12 protein-coding genes are annotated in these 16,154 nt (G+C 57.9%); 5 read left to right on the top strand and 7 right to left on the bottom strand.

From position 1 onward, the window contains the following. Positions 1-1,035: 1,035 nt before the first annotated feature. Together CS919_RS01185 and CS919_RS01180 are read right to left on the bottom strand one after the other, a co-directional pair. Positions 1,036-2,217 (bottom strand): alcohol dehydrogenase catalytic domain-containing protein, encoded by a 1,182-nt coding sequence (locus CS919_RS01185; protein ID WP_099297439.1) that lies wholly within the window; start codon positions 2,215-2,217, stop codon positions 1,036-1,038. Positions 2,218-2,263: 46 nt separating this feature from the next. Beyond that, a complete protein-coding gene (locus CS919_RS01180) occupies positions 2,264-3,910 on the bottom strand; it encodes an NAD-dependent epimerase/dehydratase family protein (protein ID WP_099297437.1) in 1,647 nt (548 codons plus the stop codon). A gap of 376 nt (positions 3,911-4,286) precedes the next feature. Here CS919_RS01180 and CS919_RS01175 point away from each other — a divergent pair, with 376 nt between their 5' ends. Next, positions 4,287-4,640, top strand: coding sequence for a hypothetical protein (locus CS919_RS01175; protein WP_099297435.1), 354 nt, complete (start codon positions 4,287-4,289; stop codon positions 4,638-4,640). A 136-nt stretch (positions 4,641-4,776) separates the two neighbouring features. Here the strand turns inward: CS919_RS01175 and CS919_RS01170 are convergent, their stop codons facing one another. Both CS919_RS01170 and CS919_RS01165 read right to left on the bottom strand, forming a co-directional pair. Continuing rightward, positions 4,777-7,059 (bottom strand): glycosyltransferase, encoded by a 2,283-nt coding sequence (locus CS919_RS01170; RefSeq protein WP_099297433.1) that lies wholly within the window; start codon positions 7,057-7,059, stop codon positions 4,777-4,779. Next, complete coding sequence (locus CS919_RS01165; protein ID WP_159460938.1) at positions 7,056-8,168, bottom strand: WcbI family polysaccharide biosynthesis putative acetyltransferase; 1,113 nt, start codon at positions 8,166-8,168, stop codon at positions 7,056-7,058. The genes CS919_RS01170 and CS919_RS01165 overlap by 4 nt, the downstream gene beginning before the upstream one ends. A 226-nt stretch (positions 8,169-8,394) precedes the next feature. On the opposite strand from CS919_RS01165, the gene CS919_RS01160 reads away from it, so the two are divergent. The 3 genes from CS919_RS01160 (at position 8,395) to CS919_RS01145 (ending at position 12,925) form a co-directional block, all read left to right on the top strand. Further along, positions 8,395-10,515: a glycosyltransferase gene (locus CS919_RS01160; protein WP_099297429.1), complete on the top strand. Its 2,121-nt coding sequence runs from the start codon at positions 8,395-8,397 to the stop codon at positions 10,513-10,515. Between the two features lie 302 nt (positions 10,516-10,817). Then, positions 10,818-11,600, top strand: coding sequence for a glycosyltransferase (locus CS919_RS01155; protein WP_234990694.1), 783 nt, complete (start codon positions 10,818-10,820; stop codon positions 11,598-11,600). 815 nt (positions 11,601-12,415) lie between these two features. Further along, positions 12,416-12,925 (top strand): 2'-5' RNA ligase, encoded by a 510-nt coding sequence (locus CS919_RS01145; protein ID WP_099297423.1) that lies wholly within the window; start codon positions 12,416-12,418, stop codon positions 12,923-12,925. A gap of 2 nt (positions 12,926-12,927) precedes the next feature. Here the strand turns inward: CS919_RS01145 and CS919_RS01140 are convergent, their stop codons facing one another. Further along, positions 12,928-13,869 carry a cation diffusion facilitator family transporter gene (locus CS919_RS01140; protein ID WP_099297421.1) on the bottom strand — a complete coding sequence of 314 codons (942 nt, stop codon included), beginning with the start codon at positions 13,867-13,869 and terminating at the stop codon, positions 12,928-12,930. Between the two features lie 116 nt (positions 13,870-13,985). Between CS919_RS01140 and CS919_RS01135 the strand changes: the two genes are divergently transcribed. Further along, positions 13,986-14,468, top strand: a complete 483-nt coding sequence (locus CS919_RS01135; protein ID WP_099297419.1) for a DUF4395 domain-containing protein — start codon at positions 13,986-13,988, stop codon at positions 14,466-14,468. A 2-nt stretch (positions 14,469-14,470) separates the two neighbouring features. Here the strand turns inward: CS919_RS01135 and CS919_RS01130 are convergent, their stop codons facing one another. Together CS919_RS01130 and CS919_RS01125 are read right to left on the bottom strand one after the other, a co-directional pair. After that, positions 14,471-14,968 carry a GyrI-like domain-containing protein gene (locus tag CS919_RS01130; protein ID WP_099297417.1) on the bottom strand — a complete coding sequence of 166 codons (498 nt, stop codon included), beginning with the start codon at positions 14,966-14,968 and terminating at the stop codon, positions 14,471-14,473. 75 nt (positions 14,969-15,043) lie between these two features. Continuing rightward, positions 15,044-16,087, bottom strand: a complete 1,044-nt coding sequence (locus CS919_RS01125) for an FUSC family protein (RefSeq protein ID WP_159460936.1) — start codon at positions 16,085-16,087, stop codon at positions 15,044-15,046. Positions 16,088-16,154: the final 67 nt, after the last annotated feature.

Genomic DNA, 16,154 nt, shown 5'->3' with positions numbered 1-16,154 from the left:
AAGTACGGGACAACCTCTGCCGAACAAGCCCACATCACTCTGAAGAACGAACCCTCCCCGTTGTTCCGCTTACTCACGCTCAGTATGCTACGAGCCAAACCGATCGGTGCGGACACCGCAGTTCAGGCACTCCTTGGACTCAATAAAGAGGACCTGGACACCGCGGAAAATGTGCATTCCGCGTCTCGGCGAACCATGATTGCGGCCCTTCAAAAGAGCGGCTCACGCTCGTTACGACGAAAGCTCGGCGACCTACCTGCATGAGGCCACAGAGCATGTGCTCAAAGAATAGGGCGGGGACCTCCGCGATCTACGAACTTTCGGAAATATCAAAAAAGATTTATAGAAAATCAGTGGTGTGGGTTCCCCTGCGCAGACATGTTCGCCCGCAACGTCCAAGCCGTGTGGCCGGCACTCGCACCGGCACTAAATACCAAAGCAATTCAAGGCGCCAAAAGACTTTGGCTTTTCGCAGGCCCATAAACCCTTGGGCAAATGGTGAATACGGAAGATCTTCCCAGGCTGTCAGCAGCACTCGTGCGAATCGCGTTGAACCAAACTAACTACATCCTGCTGCCCGTCTAATCGGCCTTTTTCTCGCGAATATCTTTAAGCGCAGCTGAATCGCCAGCCACCATCTCGCAATCTCGGGCAAACTCCTGATCGCCGAATCGAAGCTGCCGTACCGTGAAAATTACCCCGCACCCGTGAGGATGGTGCATAACCCGCAAGGGGTTGGTGACAGTTATGCCTGTGGGGGCATGACGTCGTGATCTGCAATAAGAAAAAGATCCCGTGGCACAAAACAACGCGAACGTTCCCCATCGGGTACATTACGAGAAGGTCAGCCCCATCGATCTCCACCTGTGAGAGCGCTAGGCCCGCTGCCCATTGCAGTAAATGGCCAGGTGTGGCAACGAACTCGTATACATCGCTGGCCGGGACATTAATTAACTACACATGAATAATGACGGCTCTCCATAGGAACAACGTACCCGTGGAGAGCCGGAGACTCATGGTAGAAGCGATTTCGTTTTAACCAGCGGTTGGGTCGAGAACTACCTTCACACAACCGTCCTCTTTTTCCTGGAACATGTCGTATGCTTCAGGCGCCTGAGAAAGAGGCATGCGGTGCGTAACGAAATCATTCAGACCTAGCGGGTCGGCGCTGTCTTCAACGAGCGGGAGCAAATCATCAATCCAGCTACGGACATTACACTGCCCCATTCGAAGCTGAATCTGCTTATCGAACATTGTCAACAGTGGCATAGGGCTGGCTGTGCCTCCGTAGACACCAGAAAGGGAAATGGTTCCGCCGCGGCGTACCAAATCGATGGAGGAGTGCAAAGCAGCGAGGCGGTCCACGCCGGCATTCTGCATGAAGGGTTCGGCAATAGCGTCGGGAAGAAGACCAGCGACATCGTGCGCAAACTTACCCACCGGAGACCCGTGAGCTTCCATGCCCACCGCATCAACCACAGCATCAGGACCACGTCCTTGCGTGGCATCACGGATTTCGTCAGCGGTATCTTCACCACCGTCGAATACCTCAATCCCGTGACGAGCTGCCATGTTCCTGCGTTCCACAACGGGATCGATGCCGAACACTCGCGCGCCTAGGTGGCGTCCGATACGAGCACACATTTGACCGATGGGTCCGAGACCGTAAACAGCTAACGTCTCACCTTCTTTCACATCGGCATAAGCGACTGCCTGCCATGCGGTGGGGAGAACATCACTAAGGAATAGGTAGCGGTGATCGGGGAGTTCTTCTCCCACCTTGACCGGACCAAAATCCGCGTGAGGGACGCGGAGGAACTGTGCCTGCGCACCGGGAACGGATCCGTACAGCTTGGAGTACCCGAAGAGCTGAGCACCAGAACCAAAGTCCTTAACCTGAGTGGTCTCACATTGAGAGAAGAGTCCACGTTGACACATCCAGCATGAACCGCAAGAGATTGTAAATGGGACTACCACGCGGTCACCCACGGTGAGCCCGGATGCGCTGCCCGCTTCAACTACGCGACCCATTGGTTCATGGCCGATGACATCACCTTCCGTCATGAATGGGCCGAGAACTTCGTAGAGGTGCAAGTCGGAACCGCAAATACCCGTTGAGGTGACCTCGATGATTGCATCCGTATCCTGCTGGAGGGTGGGATCAGGAACGGTCTCAACGCTGAGTTTCCGCTTTCCTTGCCAAGTAAGAGCCTTCATTTTTTCTTCTTATCCTTTGGTCTTTGTGGTGGTGGGAGAGTTTTTCTTAACGGTCCGTAGTGCCGTCTTCTGTGAATGCGCGCGGCGCCGCATAGGCGTGGACTTCTTCGAGGTTCTTCAGCTGTTGTTTCGCATCGTCAATGAGCTGTTCAAATACACCGGGATCCAGTCCCAAGTCCTCAGCGTGTGAAAGTAAGGCTTCCCACCCGCCCATCTTGGCTTGCACTGCGCCGCGCATCAGGTCGGCTTCGAGAAGCAACGTCATGGGTGAGCGCTCCACAGCGCGCTTATTGAGCTTCAACCGACCCACACGTTCGCCCACCCACGCCACAGCTTGGCGATAAGGTTTGCGTTGCATTCCCAGATCTTTAATGAGCTGCGCAAGAAAATCGCGCTCGGCGGTGATCTGCTCAGCCATTTGCCCGAGCAGCCCATAAACGGGAGTGTCGATGAAGTCCGCTGCCATGCGGCTTATTCGGTTGACCCCAGCGGTTGCTCCCGTGAGGTGGTCGGATAGATACAGCTCCAAGAGATCATGGCCAATCGTCTCCGGCAGTGGCTTGGGAGCGGATGTTCCCGTTCCTGCATTGGCACCTTCCTCCGCGTTTTCATGTATGGCCTGCACATTGCGCTGGCCCGCATCTCGCGGCTGCAGAGGAGGGGAGGAGTGTCCAGCACCGTCTGCCATCCCGTCGAGGATCTCTCGAACTGTATCGGCAGCACCGTGGCGGGGAGTCCACCCCAGCTCTCGCTTAGCGCGGGAGTTGTCCATCATGGGGACACCCATGGCCATATCGAGCCACCCGGCGTCGGCCGGGACCGCTCCGGTGGTATGAGCGGTAACCATGGCAGCACGAACCAGTGCGGCGGGTGCCTCGGCAACGGAGTCCGAACCAGTGAGAATGGTGGCTAGATCTCGTGGGGAGAGGATATCGTCGGCACAGATGTTGAACGCCCCGCCACGACCCGTCACCGCAGCTGCGGCATACGCCTCACCAGCGTCATCGGAATGAATCACCTGAATATGCAATCCCTTTGGTAGTAAAAGCGAAGGCAGAGCTCCGGGCCGTAGTTTGCGGCTAGGCACCGCAGAACCGATGAAATAGCGTTGAATTTCGCTGGCTGCGTCCCGTTGGAAAATCAGAGCTGGCCGCAGACGAGTCACTGCAATCTCAGGGTGGGCGGCCTCGAAAGCATCCAAAACATCTTCCTGATCAGCTTTATCGGAGCTGTAGTGCGAGGATTTGATACCGTCCGTAGGGAAAGATTCATCACGAAGAGGGAGATCTCCGGCGGTCGTCCGGGCATTATCAGGGGAGTAAGAACCTACAGAGCTCGCGACAATCAAGTGCGGTACGCCGGCCGCTGCGACCGCTTCGGCCACGCGCCGGGTGCCCTCCACATTGACTCGGTGGAGCAACTCGCGTCGGTTATTGGGCTGGATTAGCCAAGCCAAGTGAATGACTGCGTCGTAGTTTCGGAGGTTTTCTGTCAGCTCCGCGATGGCCTCGTCGCAAGCAGTAGCCGCCGCGATATCGATGGAAGCCCATTCGGCCGAATCATAAGGCTCGACGGTGTGATCAGGGAGACGGCGGGCGATGCCCAACACATGCGTGACCTCCGACCGACGTTGGAGCGCACGGAGGACAGCCGTGCCCGCATTTCCGGTGGCGCCTATGACTGCTATGCGCATTTCTTGCTCCCTCGGCACGGCTTGCACGTGCATTGGTGTGTAAGTGGGTTGGCCCAAGACTACACGCCGACGAAGCATCCTTGCCCGCGCCGACAATCTGGTCCATCCAGCCCTCTGCCTGCTAAAACACGAATTGAAATGACCGGTCTTAGCTCCAGTACCCCCGTATGGGTGGCCCGCTTCGAAATGAACCCACCCAGTGGATTCAGCTTCGAACAGCCTTGTGCAGGCGGGAAAATCTCACCGGTGCATCACCTACGTTCAACTGAACCGCCTCACGGCGCTCACTCTCAAAGGAATCCCCCATGTCTCCGACGCTTCGCTCTTCGCGCATCGCAGCAGGACTCTTTACTATCCCCGCCGTCTCCTTTTCGGAATGGGAGCCGCCGGAGCTGCCCCGGCAGTGTCTCCGCTTCCACAACCAACCGTTAACGGGGTGGATTTTGCGGGCGCTTTGCCGCAGCAGTCAGCTCAGAAAGGCAAGACTCAAGCCCAAGCGTGGGACGCCATCGCCTTGGGGGTTTCCGTTCAGGGTGGAACTGCAGTGACTAACGCCAAGAACTTCTCTGCACCGGCAGTCGTCTCCATTGGCCAGAATTTGTGGGCCGAAGCATGGGGAGTAAAGCCAGGTTTGGCACTTGCCGTGGCCGGCCCTAACTCCACCGCCCGTGTTCTTGGCAATACCCCCGTCGAACGTGAGGGCGAATGGGGTCTGGCAGGCGACTTTTAGACCCTCACTGGTTGCGTGGCGTGCCCAACGAACCAGGGTTCTGTACAAGTCCCTCTTAATTCCCCACCCACTTCTCGCTGGCTTGCCTCGTTAGCTTTCCAGTCCCAACAGAAACATAAGCCGCAGCAAGACCCCCTCACCAGCCCGCAAATTGTCGTTCCAAACGGATAGGTTCGCGGGCCGTGTTCCACGTCACGAACACGTCAGTGGCAGTAGAGGAAAGATGCCCCGCAACCTCCAGCGATCTATATCGAGCAGTGGTGATCGTGCCGACCTGAATGTCTTCCTGATTGCTACTGCCGGAGCTGGTGTACACCGTGCACTTTCCCCCTAAGCCATCAACTCCAAAGATGCACTGAGCGGACGAACGATCCGTCGGCCAGGCCGCTTGCTGTAAGTCCACGTTGATGCGGCCCAGGGCCGGACGTTGGTCCACTACTCTCACTCTCGGGTCATCTGCTAATAGCCCCGTCTCCTCCGAATGTAATGCGGTAGCGGGCACCACGACGTGGACGTAGGGGATTGCCAGCCATCCGGTGATCGCCGCGATAGCAGCCCCGGGCGGCCACTCTCCAGCGTTGTCGGGCAACTGAACGAGAACGTCAGCGTCGTCGAAGATCACACCCTCGGGTCGGGCTATGGGGTGAGTAATCCTCTTCGCCAGAGCGAGCGTCTCCGGATTTTTCTGGGAACACGCTTCTTCCCACCCAGCTTGCCGACCCGACCAATCCGGTTCTGGATGAAATGCAAGTGCCGCGGGATTGTGGTGGAAGAGTGCGCCTGCATTCCATGCCCTCCATCCGAACTCCCAGTCCTCTCCTCCATATCCAACAATGGTGGTATCGAATCCCCCCACGCGATCGAACAACTGCCGGTGGCATGTCAACACTGCGGAGATTATGAAGCGCCACGAGGTGTCATCAGCACCTGTTAGATTGCCAGTACGAAGCCACGCGTCGCGCAGCCAGGCGGGCTCCTGAGCATTGCCGTCCCCCACCTCACCGTGTACCCGCCGACCCACCACTAAACCGCGTGGATCGAGCGCGGGTAATCGGACAGCTTCGCGTAGGTAAGCGCGACTCGGAATCGTGTCTCCGTCGACAAACGCCAGAACCTCACCGCGGGCACCACCTGCACCCAAATTCCGGGCAGCAGCCGCTCGGAATCCCTGATCCGCTTGCCGCTCAACCCGGATGGGGAAACTGTACTCCTCTGGGATGAAGGTGGGGGGAGAGCTAGAGCCGTCATCTGCCACCACGCATTCAAATTCGCCGGGATAGTCTTGCTCCGCAAGTGCGCGCAGGATTGCCCGCAATCCCTCCGGGTTGTCGAAGTAAGGGATCACTACGCTCACCAGTGGCCAATGTTCTGGGTTTCTTCCCGCCAGCGGGTAGTTCTTCATCACATCAAAAGGCTCCTTCATCCACACCTGGTGATAGGAAGAAGCCACCTGCGCCCACGTCCAGTCGCTCGGCGGGTCAGAAGGATCACAGAAATCTGAAGGAAGAGCAGCGATAGCTTCAGGCCAGGCGTCGTCTTCCACAAGAACTATGAAATTTGGCCACCGTTCCCGCAACTCTCGAGGGTAGGGACCGTCCGCCACGAGAACTCTACGTCCCAAACTAATCCACTTCATCAAAGAACCGGATGCACTGAAATGGCGATGCGCGCAGACCGGAATGCCCGCCCGGAGCATTTCTTGTTCGAGTTCTTCCGGATTGAGAAAGCCCGTGATCTCAAGGTCGACGCCGGCGCGCATACTGGCCGAACGTAAGTCATCAGCCAGCCACTCGTGGCCATCGGCTATGCGGCCCAGAGCTCTCAGACTGTGAATGCCATGTGCGGGGTTCTTCGATAGAGAATCTAGGAGCTCCATATGCCCCTTACCCGGGTAGATGAATCCCATGATGGCAATGTCATCGTGAATACTCGGAGGGTTAGGGGGGGTGGAGGATGAGGGCTTTATAGTGGTGACGCGCTGCGGAAGAGGAAGCGGAACCACACGCAGCGCTGGGTGTGGATTCTGGGTAAGACGCTGGGTGAAGAATCGAGCCTCGTGCTGCGAATTCACCACCACTGCATCGGCGCGTTGAGCGAGCTCAACGTAGGCCTTGGCTCGGCGCGCAAAGCGGTCAGCTCCCTCCTCTAGTTGGGGGACATCATGAAAAGAAACACTGAGTGGGTGATTCCCCACCAAGTTAAGGACGCGGGTGAGCGCCTCAGACGGTGAACTGCCGAAGAGGTGATCGGTGAAGTAGATCTGTAGCGGCCCAGCTGGAAATTCACGAGGATCTGTGGGCAGAGCAGTCCAATTGTCGAATCGCACAACGCGTCCCCCAGCGTGCTTAGCGAGGAGGAGACCGTATTCAACCACCCCGTGCTGTTCGGGGCCAACGATGAGATGAGTAGGCAAAGTCATGCCCGGGCCCCCACGTGTTGATAACCCAGTAGTCGAAGGAGGGTGGCGTGGCGCGTCATGGCTGAGGTTACGAATTCTGGATGATCGGTGTAGAAGCGGCGGTGAGCGAAGGCGATCTCTTCGGGGTCTAGGGCTCTGCCGTGCAGGGTCCAAGAATCGCGGTCAGCGGGTACCTGTGGGTTATTCGGGACGAGTGTTTCCCAGGCAGCAGTATCGACAGGTTCGCGTAGGTGGCCCAGCATTTCTCGATCCATCGGGGCACTGACTTGGTCAGAGGGTTCGGCGAGATGTGCCCATTCTATCCTCCGCTTTGCGATTGCCTGCTGCACCTGCACACCGAGTCGTTCCAACGTGGCATTGTCCGGGTGATTGAGGGTGTGCCATGTGGGGCACGTCCTGAGGTAATCGGACATGATGACCGTGCCATGTGCGCGTTCGCGCTCTCCCATTTGTTTCACATTTAAATCAAGAATGCCTGGGTAGTCAGCGGGATTCACTCGAGTCAATCCACCCAGCTCCGCGAGGATAGTTATATCGTGGTATGGAACAACTGGCGGGTTGAGGGAGGTATCTGCGGGGGAGCGCACAATGACCCACGTTGGATTGAGCGCGCTGAATCGCAAAACTGGGAAACGGATGACCTGTGCCTCGCCTTCATTGTCCATATTCTGCGCGCGGAGCATCTTTTCAAGCTGAGCTGTGCCGCAGGGCAAGCCGCGGTAATTGTCCCGTACTGGTTGGGATACGAGAACGTTTGCCCACCGGAGTGCGTGATGCACAAACGGCATATCTTCCTGCGTCCATTCGTGGATCGGCGGGATCCGGAATGAGTCGATAGGTTCTGAACTGCTTAACACGATGCGGAGGGACTCCGCTTGGCAATTTCCCACCACTACAACTCGCGGGCGGGCAGTGGCCGTAGACGTAGCGTTAGAGGTACCGGCCGCGTCTGTGGAACCCGGTAGCGGAAGGAGTCCGTAGAACTGCCCGTAGTGGCGAGTCCGGTCCGTAACTCCTGAGGAGAGAATGGGTCGCCTAGGTGCGCCACCGGACACGGTGACAGAATCAGCGGTTGATGGGGGTGTAGTTGGCGTGTCGATTGCTTGCATCCTTGCAGGGGAGTCTAGATAACTTCGGGAGGCTTTCTTTACTTCAAGTATGCGCTCTGTAGCGATTCTCTACTAGCAGCAACCGGTTGCCATAGGGTTAGCTCCACGGCAACCCGGCTGCATACAGCGTGCATGTTTTCCGCTAATGTACTTACTTAAGCCGAGGGCCTTTCGTGGGCACTCGGCTTAAGAAAGCGTATATGCCTAGTGTGGGAGGAGTCGGTTCATGGCAATCCTTTCCATACCTAGCGCGCACCCTTACGTCCAATCCATTCAGCCTCGTGGTGGGTGGTCGTTTACGCATGTGTTGCCGGACCCTGTGGTCAATCCGGATAAACCTGCCCAGTGGTGGCCTCATCCCGCTTTCCACGCACATTGGTGGCTGGATCGGGAGCGTATAGGGACTTCGGAGAGGATTGACCTCGTTCACGTGCACTTCGGTTTTGAGCACTTGACGGTTCACCAGACTCGGGACTTTGTGGAATTGCTTCGCATGCGGCGCATTCCGTTGGTCTTGACGGTGCACGATATCGACAACCCTCACGTGGTTGATCAGCAGGCGTTTCATGTGCAGTTGCGAATTCTTTCAGACGATGCGGCCCGCATTCTTACACTCACTGAGGCTGCCCGGGTCCGCTTGACCCGAGACTTTGGGATCGACCCGCAACGCATAACCGTCGTTCCTCACCCGAGAATTATTGAGGATCCACAATCGGTGGTGGCAGCACAGATGGGAACGGACATTGGGATATTCCTGAAATCGGTGCGTGCCAACGTGGTTACGGATGCGGACTTCTATATCCGCATTGCGGAGCGTTGTGTCGAGAAGGGCCGTCGTGTCACCGTCTTCCTCCACCGCGATCAGGAAGGCACCGTTCTTCATCGATTGCTCTCCGATTCCCCCGCAGTGCACCTTGTACTCCATGAACCTTTTTCCGACGCCACCCTCTTCAGCACAGTGGCAGAGTGTTCCGCTGTCATCCTGCCGTATCTTCGAGGTACGCATTCTGGGTGGTTAGAGATGTGCCGTGACTTAGGTGTGCCTGTGGCTTACCCGGATTGTGGATGTTATTTCAGTCAACTGGATGATTCCTCCGCAGGTGAATCATACCGGGTTGCCGATGCTTGCTCAGCCGCCGATGCGGCAGTGCGTTTAGCTTCGGCGGGTTCAGCCCCGCTGGCTGTAGATCGCCAAGCCCAACGTTCGTTCGTTCTCGATGTGCATGAGCAGATTTATCGGGCGATGTCCACACCCAAACTCAATATCGCCCTCATCGCACCTGCCCGTTTCCCAATCGCCCAGCCCTATGCGGGAGGCTTGGAAGCATTCTGCGCGATGATGGTGCAGGCGTACCGGCACTTCGGGCACCGAGTAGACCTCTATGCCGCCGCCGGTTCGGATGGCCACCAGCGGGAATGGCAATTCCCTGGCGTTAATTGGTCGGGTTACGAAAAGTTTCGGACTGACCATACGTACCCGCCTGGTGAAATGGATCGAGAAGATGCGGCTTTTGCCCGTACTATCGCCCACTTGGAGCAGGCGGTCGAAGCGGGTGTTTACGATGTTATTCACAACAACTGTCTTCACCCCGCCCCATTTCAGACTAAGCGGCCCCTGCCCATGCTCACCACGATTCACACCCCGGTGGATGAACGCATGCAGAACGCAATCAGCACCGCTGTTTCTGAGCGCGGGTCGCGTGGGGCGGGTGCCTTTGCTTCAGTTAGCAGGGCAGCATCATCAACGTGGGACCTGCCGGAAGAGCCAATTGTTGTCTCTAACGGCTTCGATGAGAACATCTGGATGCCGGGGGCTGGTGGGGAGCGCGCTGTGTGGTTCGGTCGTGTCGTGCCGGAAAAGGGGCTGCATTTCGCGATCGACGCTGCCCGTGAACTTGGATTGGAATTGGACATTGCCGGACGAATTGGAAATGAGAGCTATTACGAAGAGGAAATTCTTCCACGGCTAGGTTCGGACACCCACTGGGTAGGTGAATCCTCACAGGAAACTCTCTCTGCATTGGTGGGCGGCAGTAAGTTGTGTTTAGTAACCCCTGTTTGGGACGAGCCCTTCGGTTTGGTTGTGGTCGAAGCATTGGCTTGCGGGACGCCTGTGGCTGCATTGGCGCGCGGGGGAATTGCGGAGATCCTGGCGGATTTCCCGCAAGCCCTAGCTGACCCCGCCAATCCGGTCGCTGACCTGGTCAGAGCCGCTCGCTACGTGATGTCGTTCAGGCGGGAGGACTGGGCTCAGTGGTCCCGTCAGAACTTCAGCGGCCGCCGTTTAGCGAACATTTACACAGAGATCCTTGAAACAGTGGCTTTCAGTTCGCAGGTGACGCAATGACAAGCGAGCAACCGGTCGTTGGAATGTACGCCCATCACCAGGGATCAGGGCACCTCCACAGGTGCAGAACCATCGCATGTGAATTGGCTGCAAGGGGAGCGAAAGTCACTATCTTTTCCTCTGCCATTTCACGGACCGCGTACGACAGCGGACTTGACAGACGACCTTATGAGGAACGGTTTATCCCACTGGATGTTGACCGAGCGGAAGATGTCTCAACCCAGGGGCCTCCGGCTGAAGATCCCACGGCCCATGGAACTTTACACTGGGCACCTACGGACCATCCCGGTTATACACGGCGGATGTTGGCTTTGGCAGCGTGGGTTGCCGAGAATCACCCGGAAGTGTTCTATGTGGATGTTTCAGTTGAGGTCGCTTTATTCATCCGTTTGCTCGGGATTCCCGTTGTGACTCTTGCTATGCCCGGGCAGCGAGTCGACAGGACTCATCAAATGGCTTATAAGCAGGCTGCTGCGATCATTGCTGCGTGGCCAGAAGATGTAGGTGTGCCCGCACATCTGCAAGAATATAGAAATGTGGTGAGTTGTGTCGGTGGAATAAGTAGATTCGACACGCCTACCCGTCCGACCGCAAAAGACACCCCGCGTGACATCCCCGCACGTCGTGTTGTGGTTCTTCAAGGAGCGGGAGGTACGCAATGGACGGAAAAATACTGGTTGGACGTGCAACGAGCTTGTCCTGGGTGGACTTTCAATTTCCTGGGTGGCCGAGTTTTCAGTGACAACCCGTTACGTGACATGGGCGGTGCTGATGTGGTTGTTAGTGCCGCTGGGCAAAATTCAGTGGCTGATATCGCCCTCACCGGGAAGCCCTGCATTCTGATTCCTCAGGACAGAGCATTTCATGAGCAGCATGCCACTGCCTCCGCCGTAGCGCGACTCGGTCTTGCTTTACAGTGTGCGGATCTGCCTGAACCGCACGAATTCCCTTCACTTTTAGAGCAAGCCGTGAGCATGAACCCGGAATGGGTGCTATGGCGGGTTGAGGGTGCAGCGAGGCGAGCGGCATGCGTGATCTTGGAATTATGTTCTTCTGCCCGGCTGGGTAAGGAGAACTGGACATGATCGTCGTTAGTATCGCTAGTGCCGACCGGGCACAGCGGTTAGCTGAACAGCGCAGGCATGTTGAGCTGGGCTCGCCGAGCGTCAAGCATGGCGTCGTCATTCTCGGAAAGGAATCGCTGGATATCGCGGGCGTGGAATGCATCGCTCACGTGAAGGACACTCCAGTCAACCTTTCTCGGGCTCGCAATTTGGCAGGCGATTGGGCAGCAACTCAAGCGAGTACAGGTGGGGAGGCCATAGTTTTTCTCGATGTTGATTGTCTCCCAGCCGAGCAGCTCCAGGGATGGTATCTGGAGGCCCTCTCCCAGTATCCAAACAGCGTGCTGAGCGGCCCCGTTACGTACTTGCCGGAGGATGCTCCTACGGAGCCAGAGCGTTTACACGAGTTGAGGAATCCTCACCCAGCCCGTCCTGACCTCGAACCGGGCGAGGTTCGCCAAGCTACCCACGGTGAATATGATCTCTTTTGGTCGTTAAACTTTTGTGTGAGCGCCCAATTTTGGCGAACCCTCCGGGATCATGGCATTGGCTTTGACGAACAGTTCACGGGGTATGGAGGCGAGGACACAGACTTTGCCTGGAATCTTCGGGCCATGGACGTATCTCTCTGCTGGGTGGGTGGCGCGGACGCGTTCCATATGTGGCATTCAGTGTCCTCGCCACCGTGGGAACACTTGGAGGATATCGTTACCAATGCAAACCGATTTCACGATAAGTGGGGTCAGTGGCCCATGCGTGGCTGGTTGGATGAGTTTGCGGCGGCGGGTGCCATTCGGTGCGAACACAATGTGTGGGTTGTGGTTAGTTAAGAACCCATGACGTCACCCGATAACATACTGCTCCACCTGTCAAAAGATGAGGAACAACAGGTGCGTTCAATCTTCGCTGCTATGTCCGAGCGTGGTTTTCCCCAGCAACGGCAGACACCGCACATCACCATCACCTACTCGCCGCTCATGGGCGATGCAGCCATTGAGCGCGCCGCGGAGCTGCTTCCGCCAGTGATTCCGGCGCAGTTTCGTCGTGCGGGAACCGTGGTGTTTGGAACCAAGGGCAAGCAGACCATCGCCTGGCTGCTGGAAACCTCCGACGAGGTGGAAGACGCAGCGCGCGAAGTTAGTGCCGCCAATCCTGACGGCCGAGGAAAGCAGTGGATCCCGCATCTCACCATGGGTCTGCGCATCCCGCGAAGCCTGGTCGGCGAGTACATCATGGCCCTCGACGAGGAAACCTCCTCGCACTTCAAAAACATGACCGCCACCAGAGCTTCCCTGTGGCGGCCACGCACCCAGGAGCTGACGGTCTTCGCCCACAGTGAGGCGTAGGGCTATTCGTGGCGGATTGCGGGGCTCTCGGCCTCGCTGGCGGACTGCGTTTCCAACTGGAACGTGGAGTGGGTGATGGAAATGGGGAAGTGGTGCTCTACGCAGTTCTGGATATCCCGCAAGATCTTGGGAGCATGGCTATCAGCGAAGCATTCGTCCGCCAGCACGATGTGCGCCGAAATTGTCGGCAAGCCCGTGGCCACCGTGGAGGCATGTAGATCGTGGACGTCCAGCACATGTTCAATGCCCATTATGTGCTCCCGGACCTCGGAAAGATCTAGGTCCTGAGGGGTGAACTCCATGAGGATCGCGGTGGTCTCCCGCATGATTTTTATTGCGCGGGGAACAATGAGAGATGCGATAAAGAGACCCGCGATGGCGTCGGCCTGAAGAAACCCGGTGGTCGCCATCACAATTGCCGCGATGATCACACCGAGGGATCCCAACGCGTCCGCAAGGACCTCGAGGAACGCGGCGCGCATGTTGAAATTGGCGCCGCGGGAGGAGGAGAGCACCACGATGGCGGCGACGTTGGCCAACAGGCCGATCACGCCGAAAATCAGCAGTTCGGTGGCGGGAACCTCGGGCGGGGAGAAAAGCCGCTTGATGCCCTCGACAGCAGCGTAAATACCCACCACCAGCAGCAATGTGGACTGACCGAGGGCAGCGATCACCTCAATGCGACGGAATCCCCACGTGCGCTGCGGATCGGCCGGGAGCATCATCAGGTTGGCTGCTATCAGGGCGATGAGTAGGCCGGAAGCGTCCGTGAGTGCGTGCGCGGTATCGGTTAACAGGGCGAGGCTGCCAGTGAGGAGCGCGCCGATGGCCTGTGCCACCACGATGCCCGCAGTGATGCCGAACGCGATCCACAGCTTGGTGCGGTGGTCGCCGGGGCCTGCGGCGTCCGCAGCTCCGTGATCGTGAGAATGTCCGGCGCTCAAGTGAAGCTCCCTTCTGCAACAGCTTCTTATCTGCGGTGATTATATCACTGGGCGATGACGGGTGAAACAGCCGAGCGTCACTTTGCAAACCAGACAGATCGGTCTATGGTGAGAGAATGCCTTTTGGAGAGTTCCCTGAACGAGTCAACGAGCACGCAGCCCGCACCACCGCCATGCTCGTCATCGCGCTTGCCGTGGTCACCATTGCCTGTGCGCTGTCGATTCAAGGTGGTGTGACGATCGCCCTGAACCTGCTGCTGGTGGTCGGTTTCGCGCTCCGCCTGTGGGCGGGGCCGAAGTACTCGCTGTTCGGGCAGCTGTCCGTGCGCTACCTGGCCCGCGCCGCGTTCGGTGAGCCGCGCATCGTCTCCGGCGCGCCCAAGCAGTTCGCCCAGGGCATCGGCCTGGTGTTCTCCGTGGTGGCACTGTTGTTTAGCGTCTCTGGTCTTTTTGTGGCGACGTCAGTAACCCTCATTCTGCTCGTCGCCGCAGCCTCCGCCGAGGCCTTCCTTGGTTTCTGCGCTGGCTGCTGGATCTACCGCCACGCCCAGCGCGCAGGCATCCTTCCTCCCGATGCCTGTGAGACCTGCGCCATCTAGAACTATTCCGTCTCGCCGGTGACGGGAACCGCGAGGCCAGTGATCAGATCGGCGGGATCCGTCTCCGGGGTGGGCATCGTGTCATAGGCCTCCCAGGACGGCGCACCGAATTCCATGCCGGACGTGTGAATCTCGCCGAGGAAATCCTCCCATGCCTGCGGTAGACCGTCGTAGCCTCCACGGTGTTTGGTGATGGCAATCCGGCCCTGCGGGAGAGAAGAATTGCTGATGGTGAAATCTCCAGCAGCAATGTCTTCCGTCAGACCGTCGTTGACTGGGAAGCCGATTTCCATCGTCGCGGTATCCGTTGGGGGAGCGTCATAGCGCGCGAACGCCGGACCCGTGGGTGTGAACTTGCCTTGAGAAATGGCCTGACCAAGGGCGGTGAAAGTGGCGTCGAAAATCTCATGAATCCGCGCCATCGGCCAGTCCTCCACGCGGACGACCACCGTGGACATGCCGGGGAAATCGATGGTTTGGATTGGATCAATGGTGCTCATGAATGCTCCTTGTCGGTGAGAGGTCACGTTCGAGGGTAGCGAGACTTCGGTGACCGCGGCAGAGGCTCAAGCACGTTACGTCTTGCGCAAGCGCGTGAAGGGGAACTTCTCCGGATTCTCCGCCGAATAGCCAAACGCAACCACACCGATGGCCACGGTGGCGCCGATGACCGTCTCCACAAAGCGAGCGAGAAGCAGATCCGGCACGTCCACGGGAGCAGCGATCTGCGTCATCATCAGCGCCACCGGAGTGATGAAGAGCAACGCCAGCGCATAGTTACGGGCGATGTAGAGCTCTCCTAAGAACTGCAAGATGATGATCCACACCACGAACTGCCACGGATCGATGGGAAAAGAAAGCAAAAAGCCAGCGAGCATCACGCCGCCAAAGCTGCCGAAAATGCGGTGCAGAGAGCGCACAAACCTGTCGCGATGACGCGGCGGAGTAATCGGCGCGACCGCCGCCACCATCGCCCAATAGGAATGTGACAAGCCAGGAATGCCCTGTACAGAGAGTATTCCGATGGTTCCCGCGATTAACGGCGCGATCAGGAAACGAAGCCCATGGCTGCGGATTTCCTTCGTGGACAGGGGAGCGGGCGTGGGTAATTCGGGAATGCCACGACCTTCTCCAATCAAATGTGCGCCCAATCCCAGCACCACACAAAAGGCCGCGGATGCGGCCGCGATGAGGAAGGCCAATCCAGGATGAACGCCACCGTGGACGCTGCCCACTGCTGCCGTCGCAAAGATAAAGAACACGGAACCCGGAGGAACCAGAGCGAAACGAGCCGCCATCATCGCCGTGAAACTTGATAACACGGAGGTCACCAGCATGACGATCCACGGCCCGGCGGCGAACCAGCTGAGCGTGGCGCCCACCGTCACACACATCGTGAGCAACGCGCCGGCCAGGGACTGCTTAAAGAAGCGCGCTTGCGGCGATTCGTGACGTGCGTAGATGCCAGTGAAAGCGCCGAAGGTGGCATAAATGGCCAGGTCAAGACGATGCGTGGCGAGAAGAATTAGCAGCGGGATGGCCACGCCGAAGGCGATGCGGAAAGCGGGAATGTGATCTCGGTTCGCTGGGGCAAGGCCGAACAACTCCCGAAACTGCATGCGCGCTCCTTTACTCTGCTTGTCCTCAACGTCGTCGATGGTAGACCTCTGGGAATCGCAGGAACGC

The organism is Corynebacterium dentalis (assembly GCF_900232865.1).
Lineage (GTDB): Bacteria > Actinomycetota > Actinomycetes > Mycobacteriales > Mycobacteriaceae > Corynebacterium > Corynebacterium dentalis.
The sequence above is the reverse complement of the archived record's forward strand: the minus strand, read 5'-3'. Positions and strand labels throughout refer to the sequence as shown.